The 21,354-nt window shown below is 40.7% G+C and carries 19 protein-coding genes; 9 read left to right on the forward strand and 10 right to left on the reverse strand.

The window, feature by feature from the left end; genetic code table 11:
• Positions 1-59 precede the first annotated feature (59 nt).
• The 4 genes from LV83_RS02960 to LV83_RS02975 all read right to left on the reverse strand — a co-directional run bounded on the left by LV83_RS02960 (position 60) and on the right by LV83_RS02975 (position 7,816).
• Complete coding sequence (locus LV83_RS02960; protein WP_111610021.1) at positions 60-1,283, reverse strand: alkaline phosphatase family protein; 1,224 nt, start codon at positions 1,281-1,283, stop codon at positions 60-62.
• A 90-nt stretch (positions 1,284-1,373) separates the two neighbouring features.
• Positions 1,374-3,167: a RagB/SusD family nutrient uptake outer membrane protein gene (locus tag LV83_RS02965; RefSeq protein WP_111610115.1), complete on the reverse strand. Its 1,794-nt coding sequence runs from the start codon at positions 3,165-3,167 to the stop codon at positions 1,374-1,376.
• Positions 3,168-3,276: 109 nt separating this feature from the next.
• Positions 3,277-6,510 carry a SusC/RagA family TonB-linked outer membrane protein gene (locus LV83_RS02970; RefSeq protein ID WP_111610022.1) on the reverse strand — a complete coding sequence of 1,078 codons (3,234 nt, stop codon included), beginning with the start codon at positions 6,508-6,510 and terminating at the stop codon, positions 3,277-3,279.
• Between the two features lie 409 nt (positions 6,511-6,919).
• Positions 6,920-7,816 (reverse strand): metallophosphoesterase family protein, encoded by an 897-nt coding sequence (locus tag LV83_RS02975; protein ID WP_111610023.1) that lies wholly within the window; start codon positions 7,814-7,816, stop codon positions 6,920-6,922.
• Positions 7,817-8,025: 209 nt separating this feature from the next.
• Here LV83_RS02975 and LV83_RS02980 point away from each other — a divergent pair, with 209 nt between their 5' ends.
• From LV83_RS02980 to LV83_RS02990, 3 genes are all read left to right on the forward strand, one after another.
• Positions 8,026-8,628, forward strand: coding sequence for a TetR family transcriptional regulator (locus tag LV83_RS02980; protein WP_111610024.1), 603 nt, complete (start codon positions 8,026-8,028; stop codon positions 8,626-8,628).
• 370 nt (positions 8,629-8,998) lie between these two features.
• Positions 8,999-10,450: a betaine-aldehyde dehydrogenase gene (betB, locus tag LV83_RS02985; RefSeq protein ID WP_111610025.1), complete on the forward strand. Its 1,452-nt coding sequence runs from the start codon at positions 8,999-9,001 to the stop codon at positions 10,448-10,450.
• Positions 10,451-10,502: 52 nt separating this feature from the next.
• Positions 10,503-11,996: a GMC family oxidoreductase gene (locus LV83_RS02990; RefSeq protein WP_111610026.1), complete on the forward strand. Its 1,494-nt coding sequence runs from the start codon at positions 10,503-10,505 to the stop codon at positions 11,994-11,996.
• Positions 11,997-12,049: 53 nt separating this feature from the next.
• On the opposite strand, the gene LV83_RS02995 is transcribed toward LV83_RS02990, so the two are convergent.
• The 4 genes from LV83_RS02995 to LV83_RS03010 form a co-directional block, all read right to left on the reverse strand.
• Positions 12,050-13,642, reverse strand: a complete 1,593-nt coding sequence (locus LV83_RS02995) for a sodium:solute symporter family protein (RefSeq protein ID WP_111610027.1) — start codon at positions 13,640-13,642, stop codon at positions 12,050-12,052.
• A gap of 235 nt (positions 13,643-13,877) precedes the next feature.
• Entirely contained in the window at positions 13,878-14,390 is a 513-nt protein-coding gene (locus LV83_RS03000; RefSeq protein ID WP_111610028.1) for a hypothetical protein, read from the reverse strand.
• Positions 14,391-14,436: 46 nt separating this feature from the next.
• Positions 14,437-14,724 (reverse strand): winged helix-turn-helix domain-containing protein, encoded by a 288-nt coding sequence (locus tag LV83_RS03005; RefSeq protein ID WP_211320445.1) that lies wholly within the window; start codon positions 14,722-14,724, stop codon positions 14,437-14,439.
• The gene (locus tag LV83_RS03010; protein WP_111610030.1) at positions 14,711-15,286 is read right to left on the reverse strand and encodes a hypothetical protein; all 576 of its coding nucleotides are present in this window, start codon (positions 15,284-15,286) and stop codon (positions 14,711-14,713) included. The genes LV83_RS03005 and LV83_RS03010 overlap by 14 nt, the downstream gene beginning before the upstream one ends.
• Positions 15,287-15,486: 200 nt before the next feature.
• Between LV83_RS03010 and LV83_RS03015 the strand changes: the two genes are divergently transcribed.
• The 3 genes from LV83_RS03015 (at position 15,487) to LV83_RS03025 (ending at position 16,939) form a co-directional block, all read left to right on the forward strand.
• The gene (locus tag LV83_RS03015; RefSeq protein WP_111610031.1) at positions 15,487-15,939 is read left to right on the forward strand and encodes a DUF1569 domain-containing protein; all 453 of its coding nucleotides are present in this window, start codon (positions 15,487-15,489) and stop codon (positions 15,937-15,939) included.
• Positions 15,936-16,307 carry a VOC family protein gene (locus LV83_RS03020; protein WP_111610032.1) on the forward strand — a complete coding sequence of 124 codons (372 nt, stop codon included), beginning with the start codon at positions 15,936-15,938 and terminating at the stop codon, positions 16,305-16,307. Before LV83_RS03015 ends, LV83_RS03020 begins: the two co-directional genes overlap by 4 nt.
• Before the next feature lie 173 nt (positions 16,308-16,480).
• On the forward strand, positions 16,481-16,939 hold the full coding sequence (locus LV83_RS03025) for a copper resistance protein NlpE (RefSeq protein ID WP_111610033.1): 459 nt from the start codon (positions 16,481-16,483) through the stop codon (positions 16,937-16,939).
• Positions 16,940-16,942: 3 nt separating this feature from the next.
• Here LV83_RS03025 and LV83_RS03030 read toward each other — a convergent pair whose 3' ends face one another.
• Positions 16,943-17,875, reverse strand: coding sequence for a hydrogen peroxide-inducible genes activator (locus tag LV83_RS03030; protein WP_111610116.1), 933 nt, complete (start codon positions 17,873-17,875; stop codon positions 16,943-16,945).
• Positions 17,876-18,052: 177 nt separating this feature from the next.
• On the opposite strand from LV83_RS03030, the gene LV83_RS03035 reads away from it, so the two are divergent.
• The 3 genes from LV83_RS03035 (at position 18,053) to LV83_RS03045 (ending at position 20,305) form a co-directional block, all read left to right on the forward strand.
• Positions 18,053-19,357, forward strand: a complete 1,305-nt coding sequence (locus tag LV83_RS03035) for a Gfo/Idh/MocA family protein (protein WP_111610034.1) — start codon at positions 18,053-18,055, stop codon at positions 19,355-19,357.
• Between the two features lie 89 nt (positions 19,358-19,446).
• On the forward strand, positions 19,447-19,878 hold the full coding sequence (locus LV83_RS03040; RefSeq protein ID WP_111610035.1) for a MarR family winged helix-turn-helix transcriptional regulator: 432 nt from the start codon (positions 19,447-19,449) through the stop codon (positions 19,876-19,878).
• A 4-nt stretch (positions 19,879-19,882) separates the two neighbouring features.
• Positions 19,883-20,305, forward strand: a complete 423-nt coding sequence (locus LV83_RS03045) for an organic hydroperoxide resistance protein (protein WP_111610036.1) — start codon at positions 19,883-19,885, stop codon at positions 20,303-20,305.
• Positions 20,306-20,369: 64 nt separating this feature from the next.
• Here the strand turns inward: LV83_RS03045 and LV83_RS03050 are convergent, their stop codons facing one another.
• Positions 20,370-21,347, reverse strand: coding sequence for an NADPH:quinone oxidoreductase family protein (locus LV83_RS03050; protein ID WP_111610037.1), 978 nt, complete (start codon positions 21,345-21,347; stop codon positions 20,370-20,372).
• Positions 21,348-21,354 lie beyond the last annotated feature (7 nt).

A 21,354-nucleotide genomic window follows, 5' to 3' on the forward strand; every position in this document is an offset into this window, starting at 1 on the left:
AAAAGGGGTTAATCTAGCTAGATTAACCCCTTTTTACTGGATTAGATCGTATTAATTGTTCAGTTCATTATCCAATAGTTCAGATAGCCAGAGGGAGTTTCCAGCACCACTTTGAATATCTCCGACTGGGTTCCATTGAGGGAAAATGTCTTTTTCTCATCGTTTAAATCCACATCCCCAACTAGCCAATAATTATCCAAGCCACCAGTCTTGAAATTGTTGGTTGTCGATACCCAAACTCTTCCTTTTTCGCTGTCAGAAAGGGATTTCCAGCTCATTGAGATCTCCCCATTTTTCAATTCAGCTTTTAGGTCACTTGCATCCACTGGACCTATGAAAGGAGTGCCATCCAATTCCATTGCTATTTTCTTTGGAATACTGAGCTCTAGATGACTTGCCATAGAAGGCAGGATATCCACCATTTCTGGTGTTTCCTGGAAATGGGAATTGGTGTTTTTTGAATTGGTGACTATCCATGTAGCACGCTCTCTGGCACTATGGCCGCCATGACCAAACCCATCATCCGTTCTTCCGTGATCTGTAGTGATGACTATCAGCCAATCTTCACCGAAGGTATCCTCCCTATATTGAATAGCGTCCCACACACGTCCGATTTGAACATCCGCTTTTTTGACTCCATCGATCATTTCAGGACTGTTGCCAAAGCCATGTCCCATATCATCGGAATATTCCAGGTACATCCATGATAAATCTGGAGCTTCCGCAGAGATGTAACGGGCAGCTTCTTTGGATACAGCTTCATCGATTTTATGGATATAAATTCTGTCATCACCATGTGGGAAATTCAAGGTATCCAGTTCCATCCCATCAAAATAATAGTCGAAAACAAAGCTTTCAGTTTCCGGTAAATTTGCTCCAACCAGCTTGGTCCTATTGTCTAACCAAGTAGAGAAAATTGCTGTTTTTTTTGTTGGGGCAGCCTCTTTTAGCATCCTAAAAATAGTCCAGTAGTTATAATTCGGCGCCTTAATACTATTTCCCCAGACATTATGTTTGTTTGCCCAGACGCCTGTTAATAGTGAATTATATCCAACTGCTGAAATAGTAGGCGTCTGCGAGTATCCACCTACTTCGCCTCCCATACTTGCTTTGGTGAACCCACCTATAGCGCTAATCTTATCTATATTTGGAGTAGGTACTGTGTCTAGCACATCTGCGGGAATTCCATCCAATATGACGAATAGTACCTTTTTGGTGTTTTTTTGAGTACATCCTTGAGCCACCAGTAGAATCAGTGAAGCGACGATTAGAATTCTTTTCATTCTTGATTTATATTTTTAATATATGTTTCCTACATATGAAAGTGGCCTGACTGTTAGAGTCAAGCCACCTTCGAATTTCAGAGTTGTAATTTAATTCCAGCCAAAAATCTGATTCAAATTTGGATTCAAAGTCACTTGCTGAATCGGAATTGGACGATAATAGTATTTTGGTTCCTCAAAAGTTCTGGCTTTTGTTTCAGTCACCATCATTCCGCCAGCTTCTCCATTCTCCAAGAACACATCAACATTCTCATCGATAGTACCTGCTTTGTAATAAACCAGAGTTACTCCGAGGCTATTTTTCTCCTTTTCATCTCCCACAGGGATATTCGTGTCTTTACCTACCAAGATCACATCTTCAATGCCATCGCCTGTCAAATCATACTTACCTAAGCCAGCGAAGTACATGCCCTGAGGAATATTTTCGAATAATTTGCCAGCTGACCATCTCATTAAGTCATCGTATCTATATCCTTCCACTGCAAACTCAATTCTTCTTTCTCTTCTGATTTCCAAAAGAACTCCAAGATTGGATCCTCCTACATTTGGATACTTCTGAACCAGAAATGGATCAGGAGACATATTGGCATCAGTCATAATCAAATCAGGCATTCCGGCTCTTTGTCTTAATACATTGACTGTCATATCGAGGTCAGCTTGAGTTAATTCATTCATCTCGACTTTTGCCTCTGCGTATGTTAGCAAAACTTCCGCATACCGATAAACAGGAAAATCTGCGCTTGATATCGCAATGTTGTCCGTTGTGTTTTGGTATCCTTTTATCTGGTGATATCCAGTAAAGTTCTTATTCAAATTTTGAATATAGGGAGTTGAATTTGGCTCACGAATCCAACCTGGATACACCAAAGTCTGCATCATTCGTGGATCTCGATCTTTAAATTCCTCTACAAACCCAAGCTGCATGTGATTAGGTACTGAGGAATAATACGAACCATCTTTCATCAAATAACTCATAACCAAATCTCTAGATGGAGATTGCTCATAGTCACCGAATACTCCTGTATTTACATTCGACCCACGATCTTTGTTTGCATCATAAGGATTTACAAGTATCACTTCTGGGTTACCCATTAGATCCTGACTGGTGAACAATTTAGCGTAATCGTTTTCTGGGTTCCCCGTGGAGTAAATAGAAAACTTACCAGAATCCATCAGTTCCTTGGCGAGATCTCTGGCTTTTTGCAATAATGTAGCCGAAGAAGCTTCTAACCCTAACTCACTGTGATATTTTCTATAGGTTCCTTCGTAAAGTGCCAGACGAGAATAAAAGGCTTTTACTGCTGATAGGCTAGGTGTTCCGGTAGGGACAGATTCTCTTACATGGCTTACTGCATAATCCAAATCTGCCATTACATTAGTCATCACCATCTCTCTGGAATCACGACCCTTGTAAAGTTGCTCTTGGTCACTTGGATCAAGGGTGTTCTCATACCATGGTACATCAGAATACCTTTTTACCATACCGAAGTAAAACATAGCTCGGTAATATCTGGCTAAGCCTACGTAGTGTGCAATAGCCTCTTCAGAAGCCTGAGCTTTCTCATAATTATCAAGGAAATAATTTATGTTTCTCAATGTGCCCCAATTCCATCCCCCCGTAATTGTTTGGGAAGTTGGATTTCCAGTTATGATGTTTTTGATTTCCACGGCGCCGGTAGTTGCCATGTTATCACTGCTTTGGTCACTTTGGTAGCTGCCTGGTCCAGGCATGGTGAGTAGACCATTTACATAGAGTTCTAGATCTTCTTCAGACTTGAAAAATTCTTCAGGGGCCACAGATGTCTGTGGATATCTATCTAGAAAATCATCGTTGCAGGATGACAAAGCCATGACTGCACCTATTAAAACGATATATTTTTTCATGTGTTTATTATTGAATTTTTTGATCACATGAAATCTGGCATAGTTGACAATCAGGTCTCTGTGAGATGCTTTTGTCATGCTTGATTTCATGATTCTCTTCATTTCTTAATTACAAATCAACATTAACTCCAAATGAGAATTTTCTCTGGAATGGGTAAGCCCATCCGTATCCGTCATTGATTGCTTCAGGATCTACAAAATTCTTGATTGGAGAGAATTCAAAAATATTCTCACCAGATACGAATAGTCTGATTCTGCTAACCTTCAATTTTTCCAATACAGGAGCAGGGAAAGTGTAGCCCAGCGTGATGTTTTTTACTCGCAGGTAAGCTGCATTCTGAAGGTATCTCGTCTGGGAAATATCCAAACCTGAACCGTAGTTGTTATCTGCAAGCCAAGCCTGAAGAACAGGGTACTCGGCATCTAGATTTTGTTCAGCTAATCCAGCATCAATATAAGACTGGGAATGCTGTGCCATCAATGCATCGCTATCGGCTGAGCCTCTATAGAAGTCGAGGTTCCAAGGATAAACGTTAGCATAAGGTTGTTGATAAGGTCCCCAGAAGAGGTAGTGTCTTGGGTAATAATCTCGTTTGCCCACACCTTGAAGGAATACTGAAAGGTCAAAGCCACTGAAGCTCATATCAAGATTGAAACCATAGCGGTATCTCGCACTGGTGTTGCCTATCAGTGTCAAATCTTTTGGGTCCTCAGCAGTTTGTCCACGCTCTATTTTACCATCTCCATTAAGATCTTTATACTTTGGCCAGCCTGGAACTACGGAAATTGCCCCCCAGGGAACAATTGCTGATTGGTCCAAGGCAGCGATTTGGTCTTCGTTTTCCATGATCCCATCATTTACTAATCCCCAAATCTCACCGATTTGCTGACCAACTCTGTAATTTGAGAACAGTTGGTTTTCGTTTTGAAAACTGGTGATGAAAGATTTGGAGTCAGAAAGGATTGCTCTTATTCCAAATTTGACCGGGTTGGAAGAGTTGCCTACTTGGTCTCTGTATCCCAAAGAAAGCTCAAAGCCTTTTGTTCTCAGGTCAGCTGCATTTTGCTTTGGAGGGCTGGTTCCAAGTACAGCAGGTAATTCCACGGGATCAGTTAACATTCCTTTGGTATCTCTAATGAAATAATCAAAGGTACCGCTTATTCGATCACCCAACATTCCGAAATCCAAACCGACATTATTTGTGATTACTTTTTCCCAGGTATAATTAGTAGGATCAACTGCCAATGAAGGAGATGAGGTGATTACAGTTTGTCTGTTCCCATTGATCAGGTAGCTAGAAAGTCCCGTAGGTAAACTCTGGATATAGCCAAAGTTGGATACATTTTGGTTTCCTAGACTACCGTAAGATGCCCTAACTTTAAACGTAGAAACCACACTGGTCAAACCTGAGAAAAAATCCTCATCCATTACCAGCCAAGAGCCTGAGACAGATGGAAAGAAGCCCCAGCGATTATCACTCGGGAATCTTGAAGAACCATCATATCTACCGTTGATTTCAAGAATATATCGGTTTTTGAATGAGTAATTAATTCTTCCAAAACCACTTCGTAAAGCGTAGGTGCTATAAGATGGAGTGACAAACGCGTCTCCTGTTGTCAAGCCAATGTAAGGGAGAGAGGATGAAATGAGGACTCTTCTTTCCGCCTGAATGGTTGAGTATTCATAATTTTCCTGATTAAAACCTGCCAGTAGATCGAATTTATGATCTCCTAGAGTTTTGGAATACTTACCGAAAAGATCGAAAATCGTACCGATTAGTGTTCCATTTCTTTCGATCACAGAACCTGCTCCTCCTTCAGTTCTGACGTCATCTGGTCCAAATCCAATATTAAATTTTCTCTGATCCCAGTGATACTTCCACTGCTCTCTTTTGAAACTACCTCGACCTGTAAAAGTCAAGTCACCATCCATAAAGGAGGCTGTTGCCTGAATGATATTCTGAAAACCAATCATGTCTTCCTGATTTCTACCTCCGTCTACTAGTCTAGCGGCCAATCGTCCTGCACTAGTGTTTGCCCAAGTTTCATCTGGGTTGACAGCTACATCTGTAGGTTGTAAATAATAGATGTCTGTAATATCTGTAGAAGGATCTGCACGTTCGGTTTGGTAGATATTCAAGTTGTTGTCAACAGTCAGCCATGGCATAGGCTTCATATTTATCTTTGCTCTCAGGGAATAGCGATCCCAGTAATCCGGAGCAAGTTTATTCAGGCCATTTTCTTTGGTGTAATCGCCAGAAACGTAATATCCAATTGGCATTTTACCCGAAGATTTACCACTGATAGAAAGACTTTGATTGGTCGAAAAACTAGAAGGATTGAAAAAGTATTCATTCCAATTGTTGCTACCCATGTAAGCCCACAGATCAGGGTTGATAGGGTCTAGCCTAGTGTCTTCGATACTTGGATCTTCTGAGCGTTCTTTAGCCCATTGGTATTGCGCATCTGTGTAGTTCACATAGTCCCAAGGAGTGTTGTTGGTAGATGTTTCCAGCACTCGTGTATAGATGTATGGATCAGTCACTGGCTCAGGTAGAACGGAAGGTTTTCCCCAAGCAAAAAAGCTGTTGTAGGAAATTTTTTGATTGCCTTCAGTACCATTCTTTGTTGTGATCAGTATCACACCAAAGGCAGCTCTTGCTCCGTAGATAGCTGCAGATGCTGCGTCTCTCAATACGGAGTAAGACTCTATATCAGAAGGACTTAGCCTTAATAAATCGCTTTCATTTCCTGGGATCCCATCGATGACAATTAGTGGTCCACCACCATTGATTGAGGTAAAACCTCTAATATTAATATTTGGGACTGTACCGGGCTTTCCTCCTTGATATGTGATATTCAGGCCTGGGCTCATGCCCTGAAGGCCCTGGACTACATTTGCAATTGGACGCTTAGCAATATCTTCTCCTGCTAGTTGATCTACAGCTCCAGTGACGTTTACTTTTTTCTGAGTACCATATCCGACGACTACGACCTGCTCAAGTAGTGTGTCCGATTCTTTCATCTCTATATCTATTACTGATAATCCAGCAACAGGTCTTTCTATGGATTCGTATCCGATGAATGAATAAACTAAAACGGCGTCTTCAGAAGTAATAACTATGCTATAAGATCCATCGAGATCTGTAATAGTTCCTTTTTGTGTTCCCTTTACCAGTACTGAAACTCCGGGCATGCCCAGACCTGACCTGTCGGTCACTTTTCCTTTCACTTCCCCTTGAGCAAGTGATTCAAAACAGATGGCAAAGACCATCAGAACTAGCAGTCCTAACCCTTTGCTTAGCCTGTTCCAAAATGCAGACGTTTGTAAAATTTCTCTCATAAAATAGTGAATTGAGTAAGGTTTATTCAGTTATAATTCTCTTTCAAAATCAATTGAAAGTACAAAATTTTATTGAACATTCATTCAATATTAAATATTGATTTCTTTCAATCAAAGGAATTTTATTCCTAATAATCATATTATAATACTTGATTAACACTGAAACCCTAATATTCACATTTACGAAAAGCTACAATAACACGAAGAGTGATTTGGAATTGGAGAGGATTATAGCATGATGTTGGGCCACATATAGTTATATATTATCTAGCCAAAACACTATATTTTGGCATGCACACATTGAGAGTTCTTCAAATTATGTAGATGGTTATTTTTGGTATGCAAAGGATAGAAAGGAAAAGCCACCATAAAGTTGGTGGCTCTTGGCAAACATAGATATGCAGGGGTGTTACACCATCGGGAAATATTCATTTTCTACAGTTCCATCCGAATAAAGTTTGAGAATAGCAAAACCCGGAGGAGTCTCCAAATAGTATTGCTTTCCAGCAGACTGATCATCTCCGTCACCCCACCAAAAACCGCTCAAAGCGCCATTGCAGAAATAGTGTACGTCGTTGTACCAGGCCCTGTCTAACAGGTGCTGATGACCGCTAAGGCAGACACGTACTTTGTCTTTGTGCTTGTAGAAAAGAGTTTTCAATTCCTTATGGTCACTATGCTGCCCGCCTACCAAAGCATTGGTAATAGACGTAATGGGGAAATGCGACATGATAAGCGTCGGGGTATTGCTAGGCAAACTGGCAAGGTCATCTTCTAACCATTTCATCTGCTCTTCACCCAAGCTAATCCCTTCATGATTACCATCCAGGATAATAAAATGCCAGCCTTTTTCATCAAAACTGTAATAGGGAGCAGGTATATTCAACCGCCTAACTACGTAGGGTTTACCGTACATTTCATCTTCTTTTGCCGGAGCATCCCACCAGGGATCATGATTTCCGATACAGCTATAGACTTTCGAATCTTTGATCTCCGCTCTAAACTGATCCCAAGCTTCCCATTGCTCTAGTGTCCGCTCTCGCGATACCTCGTCATACGATGCATCGTGTATGCTATCACCACCATTTAAATAAAAATCTGGCTTATGGATCTTAACTACCCTGAGCCAGTCAATTGCTCTGTTGGGAATATTTTCTTCTGGTCGGATGTGAACGTCTGTGATATGCGCAATCGTGAGTATTGGAGATCTTGAAGTGGCTTTTTCGGAGGCTTTCGCTGCTGCTATTGGAGCAGTCACTCCCATAGCAAGAGTGGCTCCACGGGCTAAAAACTTTCTTCTTTTCATTTGAGTGCTTTATTTGGAACGGATATTTGGGGCTTTAAGCTGCCTCCAAATTTTAACTCGAGCTATTAAACATTTAAAAGATTATTTTTACAATTGATTTTAAAAGCATAAATTGAACGCTCATTCAATATTATATATTGATTTTTGGGTTTCCAACGAATTTTACAACTATATTAGTCCTATTAACTTTCTTTTAACACTTTATTAATATGAGTAACAAGATTTCGGATGAAAGAAAGAAAGAGATAATTGGTGGGTTTTATGAGTTATCAAAACAAAATGGTCTGGAAAACACGTCGATTGCTAAAATAGGAAAGCACCTTGGCATGCCACCTAGTTTGATCATGCATTACTTTCCTACTCGCGAGATTCTGATTTCAAATTTGATTTCATTCATCTTGGAACAAATGCTGATGATCTATCAGCCCATGCTTGAGGAACTTGAAATTCAAAATTATGCTGATCCACACACCTTTGTCGATCGGCTTTTCTCCAGAGATTGGAATTTGCTTTTAGACGATGGTGTCTTTTACAGTTGTTTCAGTTTGATCTTTAGAAATAAGAGAATCAAAGATGAGTATCGTGTTCTGCATGAAAAATTGAGAGAAAATCTGAAAGCCATACTCGATAGAGACGAAACTTTACACGGGAAGGATACCGAACTTCTAGCCGAGCAGATTTTCGTAGTTGTAGAGGGGGCATATTATTACCTCTCCATGTTTGATGATCCAGAAGTGTACGAGGAGAAAGTTACAATATTCAAGAATCAGGTTTATGATTTGCTTAGGAAATACGAAGTCCAGCATTTGTAACCTTCTTAATTTCAATCCTCAGAAAGCTTGGTTTATTTGCTTATCGGGATAGAGATTAAAATGAATTTATAAAGCCATCTTGAACAATAAAAGGGAGCCTTTTCGATGTACAATAATTATGTGGCATCATTCAAGACCAAAAAAGGAAGTACTCATAAGGTTCATTTTAGATGCTTTACAAAGTCTTCGGACTAATGATCTCTTATCTCACCATTTAACAAACGTACCCGAGCTCGGTATTAGAGTTTGGGGTACAAACTATTAGAATAAATTTACATTTGGAGCTGAGTTGATTTCTTCTGAAGTGATGCCCGCAAGATACAATTGGGATACTTATTCACTCCTCCATTCTAATCCATAGACCTTATTCATGCATAGCATTCCATTATTTATTGGTAACAAGCCAGTTCGAGGTTCAGGCAAAAAGTTTAATAACTACAATCCCGCTACTGGGAAAGTTCTAAATGAAGTTAGCAGTGCCTCTGCTGAGGATTTTGAGAAAACTATAGAATCCGCTAAGCAAGGATTTGAGGTTTGGTCTGTCATGTCCCCAACCGAGCGCGGAAGGATTTTACATAAGGCTTCTCGACTTTTACGTGAAAAAAATGATGAATTGGCCCTACTTGAATCGCAGGATGCAGGTAAGCCGATTCGTGAAGCGCTAGAAGTAGATGTGGTTTCAGGAGCGGATTGTCTGGAATATTATGCAGGTATTGCCTCTTCTATGCACGGTGAGCATATTGAATTGGGGGGTGATTTTGCCTATACGCGTAGAGAGCCGCTGGGTATTTGTGCAGGCATCGGAGCTTGGAATTACCCACTTCAGATTGCTTGTTGGAAATCTGCCCCTGCCTTAGCTTGTGGGAATGTGATGATCTTCAAGCCGGCAGAACTTACACCTGTGACTGCTTTTAAACTTGCAGAAGTTTTCAAAGAAGCTGGATTGCCTGATGGTGTTTTCAATGTAGTGCAAGGTGATGCTGAGATAGGGCAAATGATGACCTCGCATCCGGAAATTGCTAAAGTATCCATTACCGGAGAAGTAGGAACTGGTAAGAAAGTGATGGCAGCTGCGGCAGCTACGCTTAAGCATGTCACGTTGGAGCTAGGTGGCAAATCTCCAATAATTGTATTTGAAGATGCAGATCTTGAGGAAGCAGTAAATGGCGTTTTACTGGGTAATTTTTATACACAGGGTGAGATTTGCAGTAATGGGACCCGCGTATTTGTGCATTCTTCCATTCGTGAAAAATTCCTTGAAATACTGGTAGCACGGACCAAAAAATTGAAAGTTGGAGATACAGCTGATCCTGCTACTCATGTAGGAGCGATGATCAATAAGAATCATTTCGAAAAAGTCATGAGTTATATCTCATTAGGAAAGGAACAGGGAGCGGAGCTGATTTGCGGTGGGAATCAAGTTGAGGTTGCAGGTTGTGAAGGTGGCTATTTTATAGCACCTACTATCTTTGCCAGTCCAAAGGATGAGTTAAGAATAGTGGAGGAAGAAATCTTCGGTCCTGTGATGTCTATTTTAACTTTTTCAGATGAAAAAGATGTTTTAGCACGCGCTAATAATACGCCTTTCGGTCTTGCGGCAGGCGTTTACACAAATGATTTGAGAAGGGCTCATCGAATGGTGGCCAAGTTACAGGCAGGGATATGCTGGGTAAATACGTTTAATATCACTCCAGTGGAAATTCCCTTCGGCGGATATAAACAATCAGGAATTGGTCGTGAAAATGGATTGGCGGCAATCGAACATTATTCCCAGCTCAAAACAGTTTATATCGCCATGAAAGACTTGGGGAACCCTTTCTAATTGCATTTTTGAGACAGGTAATTGTCTGAAAATCAACATTTAAAGTTTAATTATGAAATATGATTTTATAGTAGTCGGCGGAGGTTCTGCCGGGGTGATCACTGCTTATCGCCTTGCAGAGCAGAAGGCCGGTAAGGTACTACTTATAGAAGCAGGTATCTCAGATGAAAAGCGTGAAGACGTGCTTCAGCTGGATCAGTGGCAATCACTTTTGGAAGGAGAGTTGGATTATGACTTTACCATCCAGCCACAGAAAAATGGAAATTCCAACATGAGACATAGCCGTGCCAAGGTAATGGGAGGGTGTAGCTCCCATAACTCGGCAATTGCCTTTCAGGCACCGGATTATGATTTTCAGGTTTGGACTGAATTGGGAATAGAGGGTTGGGCTCCTAATGATGTCAGGCCATTCTTCGATAAGGTTTTCGAAAAAGTGAATCTAGAAGTTTCCGATTCGGGAAATGCCTGTGGCAAAGCCGTGATAGAGGCCAGTGAAGAATTTGGTGTGCCTAAAGGTGATTTTATTAAAGGTGAATACAAGGAATCTGCAGGTTGGTTTTCACTGAATAAGAAAGGAAATATCAGACATTCCAGCTCTGTAGCCTACTTGCACCCCTATGACCAGATTCCGGAAAATCTCACCATACTCACTGAGACATTTGCTTATCGCTTGATTTTAGATTCTGACAAAAATGTGACTGGCTTAGAAACTAGCAAAGGTGATTTCTACGCAGAAAAAGAAGTTATACTTTCTGGAGGCGCATTTCAGACTCCACAACTTTTGATGCTTTCTGGTATAGGTCCGGCAGAGCATCTGAGAGAAATGGATATTCCGTTAGTGGAGGATTTGCCGGGAGTAGGAAGCCATTTGGTCGACCATCCAGAAGGTGTGATTATGTGGGAGTCTGCTAAGTCAGTTCCAACTGAAACAGCTCAGAAATATGAAATAGGTATTTTCTGTAAGTCTGATCCTAATTTGCCCATTTCTGATATTATGTTTCATTTAGGAACAGAGGCGTTTGACATGCATACTGTCCCTGCTGGATTTCCTACGGCGGAGCAGGCATTTTCGCTGACGCCAAATGTGATGCAGGCAAAAAGTGAGGGAACTGTACGATTACAATCCAAAGACCCTGAAGTAGCGCCATTAATAGATCCAAAATACTTCACAGATCCAGAAGGGTATGATATAAAAGTTATGCTGGAAAGTATAAAAATCGCTCGTAAGATAGCGGATCAACCAGCTCTTAAGCCCTGGATAAAAAGAGAACTTGCTCCTGGATTAGCTATACAAACTGACGAGGAAATTGTTGATTATATCTATAAAACGCACAATACGGTCTATCATCCAGCAGGAACTTGCAAAATGGCTGGTGATCACGATACCAATCAGGTGGTTAACAGTAGGTTACAGGTAAATGGAATAGGCAATCTTCGTATCGCTGATGCTTCCGTTTTTCCAACTATCACCAGTGTAAATCCTAACATGACTGTAATGATGATCGGAGAGCGTTGCGCTGATTTTATCATTAAGGATCATTCTTGAAGATACTTATCCACCTTTAGTCAACAAACATTGACTGAAGGTGGAGTACTAATTTATCCCATTTTTTTGAGCTCTGTTGGAGGGCAGCTTTTTTGAGTTAGCCTAGAGACGACTAAAATACTGATCAGTCCACAGGCCATAGCTAGTGTTCTGAATGGGAAAAGAACCGTTCCATCCAATTGAGTCATTGGATATAGAATAATAGCTTCAATTCCCAAAGCAGGTTCTCCTCCTCCAAATCGTAAAATCACAGACACAAGTAGTCCTGCTATTGCCCCATAGCGATTGGCTTTTTTGTCGAAGAGTGCACAAACCAGCTGCGGGAAAAGAATACAGTACACAAAATCACTACATAAGAACCAAAGTGCATAGACGCTTTTTACCTGAAGGGCAATCAAGGTGGCACTTATCCCTATTATCCAGATCACTTTTTTGATGACTTTGGCTAGAGATTTAGAATCTATAGTTGGCTTCATGAGCTTTCGATACAGATTCCAAGAAGCCATGGAAGATGCTGAGAGAATTGAGGAATCTACAGAAGACATCACTGCCGCCGCAATGGCCCCGAGTCCGATTGTCGCTACGACAGGATTAGTCAAATATCTTACTACATAGGGTAAAGTAAGTGCTGCCTCCTCTGGAGGAGCTATTCCCAAGGAATTCCAATCTACCACATTGCCTATTACTCCTATCATGATAGCCGGAACCGCAGCTATCATACACACGAAACCAGCGATGATCGAAAGTCGCATGGCTACTTTCTCATTTTTGGAAGCCAATACTCGTTGGAAATAAACCTGCCAAGGAATTCCGCCAAAGATTAAAAGAAGAGCCGAATCCCACCAGTTCCAATAGCTGTCTCCCCAAAGGTCACTTTTCCATCCGTCGATAGGAGGAAACAGGTTGGCATAAATTCCTTTATTTTCTTGGTAGGTAGCCCAAGCGTAGTCCCATCCCCCTACTTTTTCCAGCGCAAAAGGAATAACAAGAATAAGTCCAACGAACAATAGAACCATCTGTATAACATCTGTAAAAGCAACTGCCCACAATCCACCTAAAGCCGTATATGCGATGGCGATGGCTGCAGATAGGATGATGGAAGGAACGAAGTCCATTCCTAAGACGGTGCCGAAAGTGGTGCCAAGTGCCGTAAGGATAGCAGAAGTCCAAAACAACTCACCAGTAATAGCTGGAAGGCTTAACGCAGCAGCTACATTTTTACCAAATCGCTGCTCCAAGGGGTCGATCATGGTTTTAAACTCATATCTTCTCATTTTCCGCGCAAAAAATAAGCCTCCAATGATGAGGCTTAGTGCATATCCCCAGGGTGCTTGAACCCAGGCGATACCCGAAGAATTGGTGTACTCGGCTGTACCGTTGATATAGCCTCCTCCTACCCAAGTAGCACTCATGGTAAATATGGCTACCCCAAGTGGAAGGGATCGTCCAGCGAGCATGACACTGTCCTCAGTTTCCTGTCCTTTCATATTGGCAGCATAAGTGCCTATGTAGAAAATAGCTGCATAGAAAAACATCATGGCAATGAACCCTGGCCAGTAGACAGGTCTTCCTAACCAATGCATGATGGCACCGGCTAACAATAACACAATCATGATTAATAAAGAGGGAAGTAATTTTTTAAGCATTGGGTGATTAACTTTTCAACCTTAGAAAATGACTTGCCGATTGGCGTTAGACTTTAAGATGATACTGAATCCAACAGAAAATATAGGTGGCAAGGAGTGATTAGAGACTCGCAAGCTACTATTTTTAATTAGAAGAGCTTTCAGTAATCAGCGTTTTCGTGAGAATTAGGCTGTATCTTAATTATAGTTTTCAGGGACCTAACTCTCATTAAGGAAGGTCCCTGAAATTATAGTTTCACTCTTTCTTATCCAGTGTCATCTCCAAAAAGGGATACCAGGTATCTCCTTGGTTGAATTCTCCAATTTCACTCCATTGACCTTTCTCATTTATTTGGATTATGTATCTGACTGACTCTGTGGGATACCAATAATAGATACCATCTATCAATTCTGACTTGAAACTACCCTTTTGACCAGACGAGAGAAATGATTGAAAATCAAACTGGTCTTCCTTGCCGGTAAATGTAATGATGGCCATAGCATTGTGAACTATTTTTCCCTCTGACTTGCCAAGCCCTTCAATTAAAATTGCTGTGGAATCTAATTTGAACTGAATATTTTCAGATTGATTAAAGGTATGTTTGACTCTATCCTGACCCATCATCCAGCCGGATCCGGACCATTCGCCAACTAGAAAGGATAGCTTTTTCATTTCAGCTTGGGAAGTTTTATCAGTTTCACCGCTTTGAGCAAATGAAATGTTTGTAATGGTATAAAAAGCGAGTACTAAAAGTGTGAATTTTTTCATGATTTATGTAAATTGGTTTATATTTTAAACTAAATAATCAAATTTTTTAAGTAATGTAATTTTTGAGATTTTCAACATAACTCTCGAAAGCCCTTATCCCCTTTTGTGTTATGGCGCAGGTAGTTAGCGGCCGCTTTCCTTTGAACGACTTAGTGATGTTGATGTACTCGGCCTTATCTAGCTTGTCTAACTGCACACTTAGATTTCCTGCGGTTGATTCAGTTTTCTCTTTGAGAAATGTGAATTCTGCAGATTCCACGCTGATGAGGATGGACATAACCGCTAAGCGTAACTGTGAATGTAAAAGAGGGTCTAGTGGCTTAAACGCGCTCACGATAAGTGTTTTTTAAGTAATAACCAGGCACAAGATATCCCAAAACCATCGCAATCCCACCAACTAAATATTGATCAGAAACGGAAACTAGGAATGCAATAATAGCAGCAAATGCCAAAACTAACCCACCAATCTTAACTACCGAAACTCTGATAATACTTCCGGTGGCAAACATCCCTACTGCAGCAAGGAGCAAAATCACAGGGTTATGATTATATCCCAGCACGGGCATAAAACTTAGGACAATTAGAATCGCAATAAATATCCCTATCCAGATTTGGTTCAGAATCTGGTCTAAATGTGTTTTAAATTTTGCCTTACTCCGCTTGTTGTAACTCCAGTAAAAACTGAATAGGGAAGCTGGTACAACTAAGATCCAGATGTAATATGGGTATTCATAATTTGCTTTCTCCAGAGCATAAAACCCAAGATTGCAAATTGCAATAACCCATCCCCATAGCAAAAGGTGAAAACTTCCATCTCCTGCAGCTTCTTTTTTGACTTTAGCAATCATATCAGTGATGATCGCTAAGGACTCACTACTTGATAATTCTTTTTTCATGATTTTAAGTGTTAGGTGTTTGGTTCGATAAATGTAAATAAGTTTATATTATAAACCAAAATAATTTAATTGACTGATTATAAAAGTTTTAAAAGTCAGTTTGTCGTATTTGGTCTCGACAAGAAAAATGGAACCCTTCTGGAATTCGTTTTTGAGTTCATTTTCTTAACTTGAATCTTAAACCTTTTTGATGCCAAGCCATGAAAAATATTTTTCATCCCCAGATCGTTCAGGAATTGATCGACAGAATAAATGAACTAACTCCAGAGACCACTCCTCGGTGGGGGATCATGCGGGTAGATCAAATGATGGCTCATTGCTGCGTAGCTTATGAGATGGCCTATACCGATAAGCATCCAAAGCCAAATCCATTTATGCGGTTCTTGTTAAAAGCCTTCGTCAAGAATGGGGTGGTAAATGACAAGCCTTATCCTAAAAATTCTCGAACTGCTCCAGCCTTCATTATTGCTGAGCGAAGGGATTTTGAGACAGAAAAAGCACGTTTGATTGGCTTTTTAGAAAAAACCCGAGACCTTGGCATCCCGTATTTTGGGGGAAAGGAATCTCTTTCCTTTGGTCCGCTGACTGCTGAGGAATGGAATGCCCTTTTTTATAAACATCTAGATCACCATCTGACACAATTCGGCGTATGATACACCCAGCCAAATCTATTAGAACATTTATTGGTTCAAAAAGCTATAATGAGAGCATTCGCTTTTACCAAGTGCTGGGTTTCGAGGTGAAGTCTCTTGACACCAAAATGTCTTTAGTAAATGTGACGGATTCTCTAGCCTTCTATTTACAGGATGCTTATGAGAAACCCTGGTGTGAAAACTCCATGATTTTTCTAGAAATCGAAGATGATCTTGAATCCTATTGGGAAGCGATAAAAGTTCTAGGTTTACCAGATAAATTTCCTGGCACTAAACTAAGTAGTATAAAATATAACGACTGGGGAAATGAGTTTTTTCTCCATGATCCGGCTGGTGTCCTTTGGCACTTTGGTATTTTCAACTTGTAAGGGCTGTTAAAAAAAGATGGCGATTCTTTATTTGTGGTTTCAACATCTTGATAGTATCGCTTCAAATAATTGCTCTAAGTTTTTTCCACCTCATTCAAAAGATTGTGAAATTCCCATGAAATGGCTCTTTCGGTCTAATTCTTGATCTTTTTTGCAAAATTGATTGACTGAATATGAACAAAAATCTGATTCTACTAGGACTTTTTGCTTCCTTGGCACTGACTACTTCCTGCTCCAATTCCGAGTCAACATCTGAAAATGAGGAAGAAATCATAGTCTCAGACCAATACTTGTATGAAGGAGATAATTCCGCCACCGCATTAGACTGGAATGGAACTTACAAAGGCACTGTTCCCTGTGCCAGTTGTGAGGGGATAGAAACCACACTTACGCTCAATACTGATCGCACTTATAAGCTGTCAACGCACTATTTTGGTAGAAATGACGCACTAGAAGAGGATGATATGGGCACATTTACGTGGGACGAAACAGGATCGATTATCACGTTGGAGCAGGTAAGCAACGGGCCGAGGCAGTATAAAGTTGGTGAAAATCGCCTTTGGCAACTAGACATGGATGGTAATATGATCACCGGTGATCTTGCAGATCATTATATACTAACCAAGCAATAAATCTTATTTAAACCTCACTATTTTTCCATGAGCTTTAGAGGTCATTTTCTGAGGAATGGAATCTGTGATTTCTTTGTATAGCAGTTCCACGAGCTTTTGCTTGAGGAAACTTCGGTTTAATATAATACTTACTTCCCGGGTAGGTGACACCCCGTCAAACGGTCTTAATCGGGTTTTTTCCTCATCAGAAAGTTCTAAGGTTGCTAATTCTGGTAATAATGTAACTCCCTTGTATCGGTTCACCATATTCTTTAGGCCTTCGAGTGAACCGCTTTCATAGTGAAAATTCTTTGGCCCGCTCAGGCTTTGATCACATAGATTAATTACCTGGTCTCGGAAGCAATGGCCTTGCTGAAGTACCCAAAAATCCTCTTTCTGTACTTTTTCTGGGTGAAAAACTGATTCTATTAATAAGGGATGTTCCTTAGATAAATAGGCAAAAAACTTTTCATAAAACATAGGTTTCTCGACAATTCCTGCCTCCTCCAAGGGGGTCACAATAATGCCTAGATCCAACTCGTCATTTTTTAATTTTTTCACTACCTCTTCAGTAACCATTTCCTGCACTTCAAGCTTCACATATGGATATTTCTCCAAAAATTTTCTGATAAAAAGATGCAATAGGTACGGTGCCAAAGTAGGAATGATACCCAACTTAATCACACCCGAAACATCTCCCTTCAAGTCAGCTACCAATTCAAAAATTCCTTTACTTTCTGATACTACCTTTTTGGCTTGCCTGATTATTTGCACACCCATTTCAGTAGGGATCACTGGCATTTTACTTCGATCAAAAAGAATCACCCCCAAATCCCTTTCCAACTTACTGAGCTGCGCACTCAGTGTGGGTTGAGTTACAAAACAACTTTCCGCAGCGTTGCCAAAATGCCTGTGTTTATCGACTGCAATTAGGTATTCTAGTTGTTGTATCGTCATAGCTTTATGCTTCTCCATGTCAAAAGTATAAATTTCCCAAAAGAGTTTCTTCTTCAAGTAGAGATAGCAAGAACCTTTAATCAAATAGCAATTTTAATATTTTTCAGTACCTCAGAAAATCAGTACTTTATTGCCTAATTATCACAAGACCCATTTAATAACTCAATCTCCCTTGCAATGAGCAAATCAAATTTTTCCCGAAGGAAGTTTTTAAGCGCTTCTGTTCTAAGTACCGTCGGACTAGGTGTGATCCCAAACCTAAGTTTTGGTAAGACTTCTGATGCATTCGCAGACTCATCCAAAATCCGACTTGGATTCATTGGTGTAGGAAGACAAGCTATGGGATTGCTGAGCAACATGATGAAAAACCCAATTGTAGATGTCGTCGCTGGTGCAGATGTCTATGAAATTAAGTTGGAACGATTCAAAGAGCGTGTAGCAAAGCATTATAAAGATGAAAAAAGAGAGGCACCAGCACTGAAAGTCTATGTTGACTATAAAGCATTACTAGCCAATCCTGAGGTAGATGCGGTCGTGATCGCTTCGCCGGATCATTGGCATGCGATGATGGCCATTGATGCCTGCCATGCGGGAAAAGATATTTACTTGGAAAAGCCACTGACGTTCACCATACATGAAGGCCAAGAATTAGTTAAAGCAGTGCGCTCCAACGGGACCGTACTGGCGGTAGGAAGCATGCAGCGATCGGGGGCTAATTTTCAGCATGCAGTCCGGATGGTTCAAAAAGGAATGCTGGGAAATATCAAGCAGGTTTTGGTAAATGTAGGCACTCCACCACATCCTAAGCCTTATGATTTGCCTGCTCAGCCTGTTCCTGTAGGATTAGATTGGAAGTCTTGGGTTGGACCACTTCCAGATATCCATTACAACGAAGAGCTAAACCCGCCAATTAGCCTGAACCCAGAGCAAAATGAGAAAGTATGGGGAGCTTGGAGATGGTACGAAGAAACGGGAGGTGGATTAATGACAGATTGGGGAGCGCACATGATTGACATAGCTCAGTGGGGATTGGGAATGGATAGAAATGGTCCGGTAGAAGTGATACCTGGTACTGATTCTACGCCGCTGAAATACATTTATTCAAATGGTGTGCCCATGATTATTGAGCCTTTTGACGAAGGGAGGCAGGGCGTGAAGTTTATTGGTGAAAAGGGCTGGATTAAGGTTTCGAGAGGTAATTACGACACAGATGTTCTAGCCTGCGAGCGCAAATTCGAGAAAGATGAGTTTGGATTCGGTGATCATCACTTAGATTTTATTGATTGTATAATTAAGCGAAAAGATCCTGTAGTTCCTGTTGAAATCGGTCATAGCTCTTGCACAGCGTGCACCATCGGAAATATCGCTCATCAATTAGGGCGCCCGCTTAAATGGGATCCAATTGCACAAGTATTTCTAGATGATTGGGAAGCCAATACCAAGCTTCATTATGCCTACCAAAATGGCTATTCCCTTGGTTAAAAAGTGGTTAATTGATGAGATAATACTTTTAAGGGGGATTGATTTTTAATATTATACAGTTAGATTGTATAAAATCTTATTTCTCTCCTATGCTTCCAATCCATCAGCTTTCGCTCTCTCTTTATTCAAGTTCCAGATTACTTATTCAGTTTATTCAAAGCAGTTTGAATGAACTGAATTTGACCTATCCACAGTTTCTTGTGCTCTCGGTTTTGTGGGAGGAAGATGGGTTGAAAGTAAATGAAATAGGGAAGCGTCTCTTCTTGGATTCAGGTACCTTGACCCCCTTGTTGAAAAAACTGGAAGCCATGAATTACGTGAAAAGGCAACGTGGCGAAGCAGACGAACGAACTGTCCATGTAGAATTAACCTACCCAGGCAAATCCCTTCAATCTAAAGTCATGGAAGTCTTGGGACCATTGAATGAAAAATTTATCCAGAGCACCGAATTAGACGTACCAGATCTAAACTATTCACTTCTAAACATGTTAGAGCATATCCAAAATATTAAAAAACTCTAACTAAATGAAAAAGCTGAATATTGATTATACCGCAGTAGCAGTAAATACTGGGGGAAGAAAAGGCCATGTGAAAACTGAGGATGGACTGTTGGATTTTGATGTCGCTATGCCAAAAGAGATAGGGGGAGAGGGAGGCAAAACTAATCCAGAGCAACTTTTTGCTGCGGGCTATGCCGCTTGTTTTGGAGGTGCACTAGGGGCTGTGGCAGGTAAAACTAGCTTGCGGGATTCTGAAATTACTGCCAAAGTTCATCTGGGAAATTATGGTCCCGGTGATTTCGGTTTGGGAGTAGATATTTTTGTAAAAATACCTCATGCTGAGTCACTGGAAGAGGCCCAGAAATTGGCTGATGCAGCTCATGAAGTTTGTCCCTATTCTAAAGCTACCCGAGGTAATATTGAGGTAAATGTGAAAGCAATATCTTAACTAGAAGTGTGTACAGACTTGCGAGAAAGGTTAGTCTGTACGCTCTTTTTGAATTTGGCTAAAATTAAAATATCCTTACGACTCCTTTTATATAGGTGCATCTATCCTGAATAGCCTGTAAAGCTTTTTTTGCATTCCCCAATCCATATTCTTCAACTTCATGCCCAGTTATTTTTCCATCCAGAATCCATTGATTCAATTGCTCAAGGTTTAATCTGTTTTGCTCTGCTTCTACTTTCGAAAAATTCCCCCAAAAAACGCCGACTATAGAACATCCTTTGAGCAAGGGTAGATTCATGGGGATCTTTGGGATTTCTCCATTAGCAAACCCCACGACCAAGTACCTTCCTTTCCAAGCCATTCCTCGTAAAGCTGGATCAGTATATTTACCTCCGACAGGGTCTAATACAACATCAACTCCTTTTTCATCTGTCAACTCTTTAATTCGGTTTTTCAAATCTTCCGATTCATAATTGATCGTGTCATCGGCTCCTTTACTTTTACAATAAGCTAGCTTCTCATCTGAGGATGCTGCAGCTATAACTTTGGCTCCCATTGCTTTTCCGAGTTCTATGGCGGCAATTCCAATTGCGCCAGAAGCGCCAAGTACTAGCAATGTTTCTCCTGTTTGAAGATTTGCCCGGTCTTTCAAGCCATGGTAAGCTGTGCTCAGAGAATAGAGAGAGCTGGCTGCTATTTGTGAAGAAATTCCATTAGGAAGTACAAAAACTCGATCACTATCCACAGCTACTTTCTCAGCGAAACCTCCCCAGCGACAAAGTGCCAAAACTCTATCACCAATTTTCAGTTCCTTCACATGCGCTCCAACCTTTGTGATTTTCCCAACCACTTCTCCTCCCGGAGAAAATGGTAGCTCAGGTTTGAATTGATATTTGTTTTGGATGATCAGTAAGTCTGGATAGCTCACTCCACATACTTCTACTTGGATCAAAACCTGATTTTCCTTGGCCGAAGGATCAGGTAATTCTGCGATTTTTAAGTTTTCAGGTAAATCAAATTCCGCACAAATAATTGCTTTCATACTGATG

The sequence above is a fragment of the Algoriphagus yeomjeoni genome, from assembly GCF_003259505.1.
GTDB lineage: Bacteria > Bacteroidota > Bacteroidia > Cytophagales > Cyclobacteriaceae > Algoriphagus > Algoriphagus yeomjeoni.

What these genes read in the sequence shown, in the direction of transcription:
- LV83_RS02965 (WP_111610115.1), bottom strand. Translation starts at nt 3,167, where the DNA reads ATGAAAAAATATATCGTTTTAATAGGTGCAGTCATGGCTTTGTCATCC.
- LV83_RS02960 (WP_111610021.1), bottom strand. Translation starts at nt 1,283, where the DNA reads ATGAAAAGAATTCTAATCGTCGCTTCACTGATTCTACTGGTGGCTCAA.
- LV83_RS03050 (WP_111610037.1), bottom strand. Translation starts at nt 21,347, where the DNA reads ATGAAAGCAATTATTTGTGCGGAATTTGATTTACCTGAAAACTTAAAA.
- LV83_RS03000 (WP_111610028.1), bottom strand. Translation starts at nt 14,390, where the DNA reads ATGAAAAAATTCACACTTTTAGTACTCGCTTTTTATACCATTACAAAC.
- LV83_RS03025 (WP_111610033.1), top strand. Translation starts at nt 16,481, where the DNA reads ATGAACAAAAATCTGATTCTACTAGGACTTTTTGCTTCCTTGGCACTG.
- LV83_RS03015 (WP_111610031.1), top strand. Translation starts at nt 15,487, where the DNA reads ATGAAAAATATTTTTCATCCCCAGATCGTTCAGGAATTGATCGACAGA.
- LV83_RS03045 (WP_111610036.1), top strand. Translation starts at nt 19,883, where the DNA reads ATGAAAAAGCTGAATATTGATTATACCGCAGTAGCAGTAAATACTGGG.
- LV83_RS02980 (WP_111610024.1), top strand. Translation starts at nt 8,026, where the DNA reads ATGAGTAACAAGATTTCGGATGAAAGAAAGAAAGAGATAATTGGTGGG.
- LV83_RS02990 (WP_111610026.1), top strand. Translation starts at nt 10,503, where the DNA reads ATGAAATATGATTTTATAGTAGTCGGCGGAGGTTCTGCCGGGGTGATC.
- LV83_RS03020 (WP_111610032.1), top strand. Translation starts at nt 15,936, where the DNA reads ATGATACACCCAGCCAAATCTATTAGAACATTTATTGGTTCAAAAAGC.
- LV83_RS02975 (WP_111610023.1), bottom strand. Translation starts at nt 7,816, where the DNA reads ATGAAAAGAAGAAAGTTTTTAGCCCGTGGAGCCACTCTTGCTATGGGA.
- LV83_RS02970 (WP_111610022.1), bottom strand. Translation starts at nt 6,510, where the DNA reads ATGAGAGAAATTTTACAAACGTCTGCATTTTGGAACAGGCTAAGCAAA.
- LV83_RS03035 (WP_111610034.1), top strand. Translation starts at nt 18,053, where the DNA reads ATGAGCAAATCAAATTTTTCCCGAAGGAAGTTTTTAAGCGCTTCTGTT.
- LV83_RS02995 (WP_111610027.1), bottom strand. Translation starts at nt 13,642, where the DNA reads ATGCTTAAAAAATTACTTCCCTCTTTATTAATCATGATTGTGTTATTG.
- LV83_RS03010 (WP_111610030.1), bottom strand. Translation starts at nt 15,286, where the DNA reads ATGAAAAAAGAATTATCAAGTAGTGAGTCCTTAGCGATCATCACTGAT.
- betB (WP_111610025.1), top strand. Translation starts at nt 8,999, where the DNA reads ATGCATAGCATTCCATTATTTATTGGTAACAAGCCAGTTCGAGGTTCA.
- LV83_RS03030 (WP_111610116.1), bottom strand. Translation starts at nt 17,875, where the DNA reads ATGACGATACAACAACTAGAATACCTAATTGCAGTCGATAAACACAGG.
- LV83_RS03040 (WP_111610035.1), top strand. Translation starts at nt 19,447, where the DNA reads ATGCTTCCAATCCATCAGCTTTCGCTCTCTCTTTATTCAAGTTCCAGA.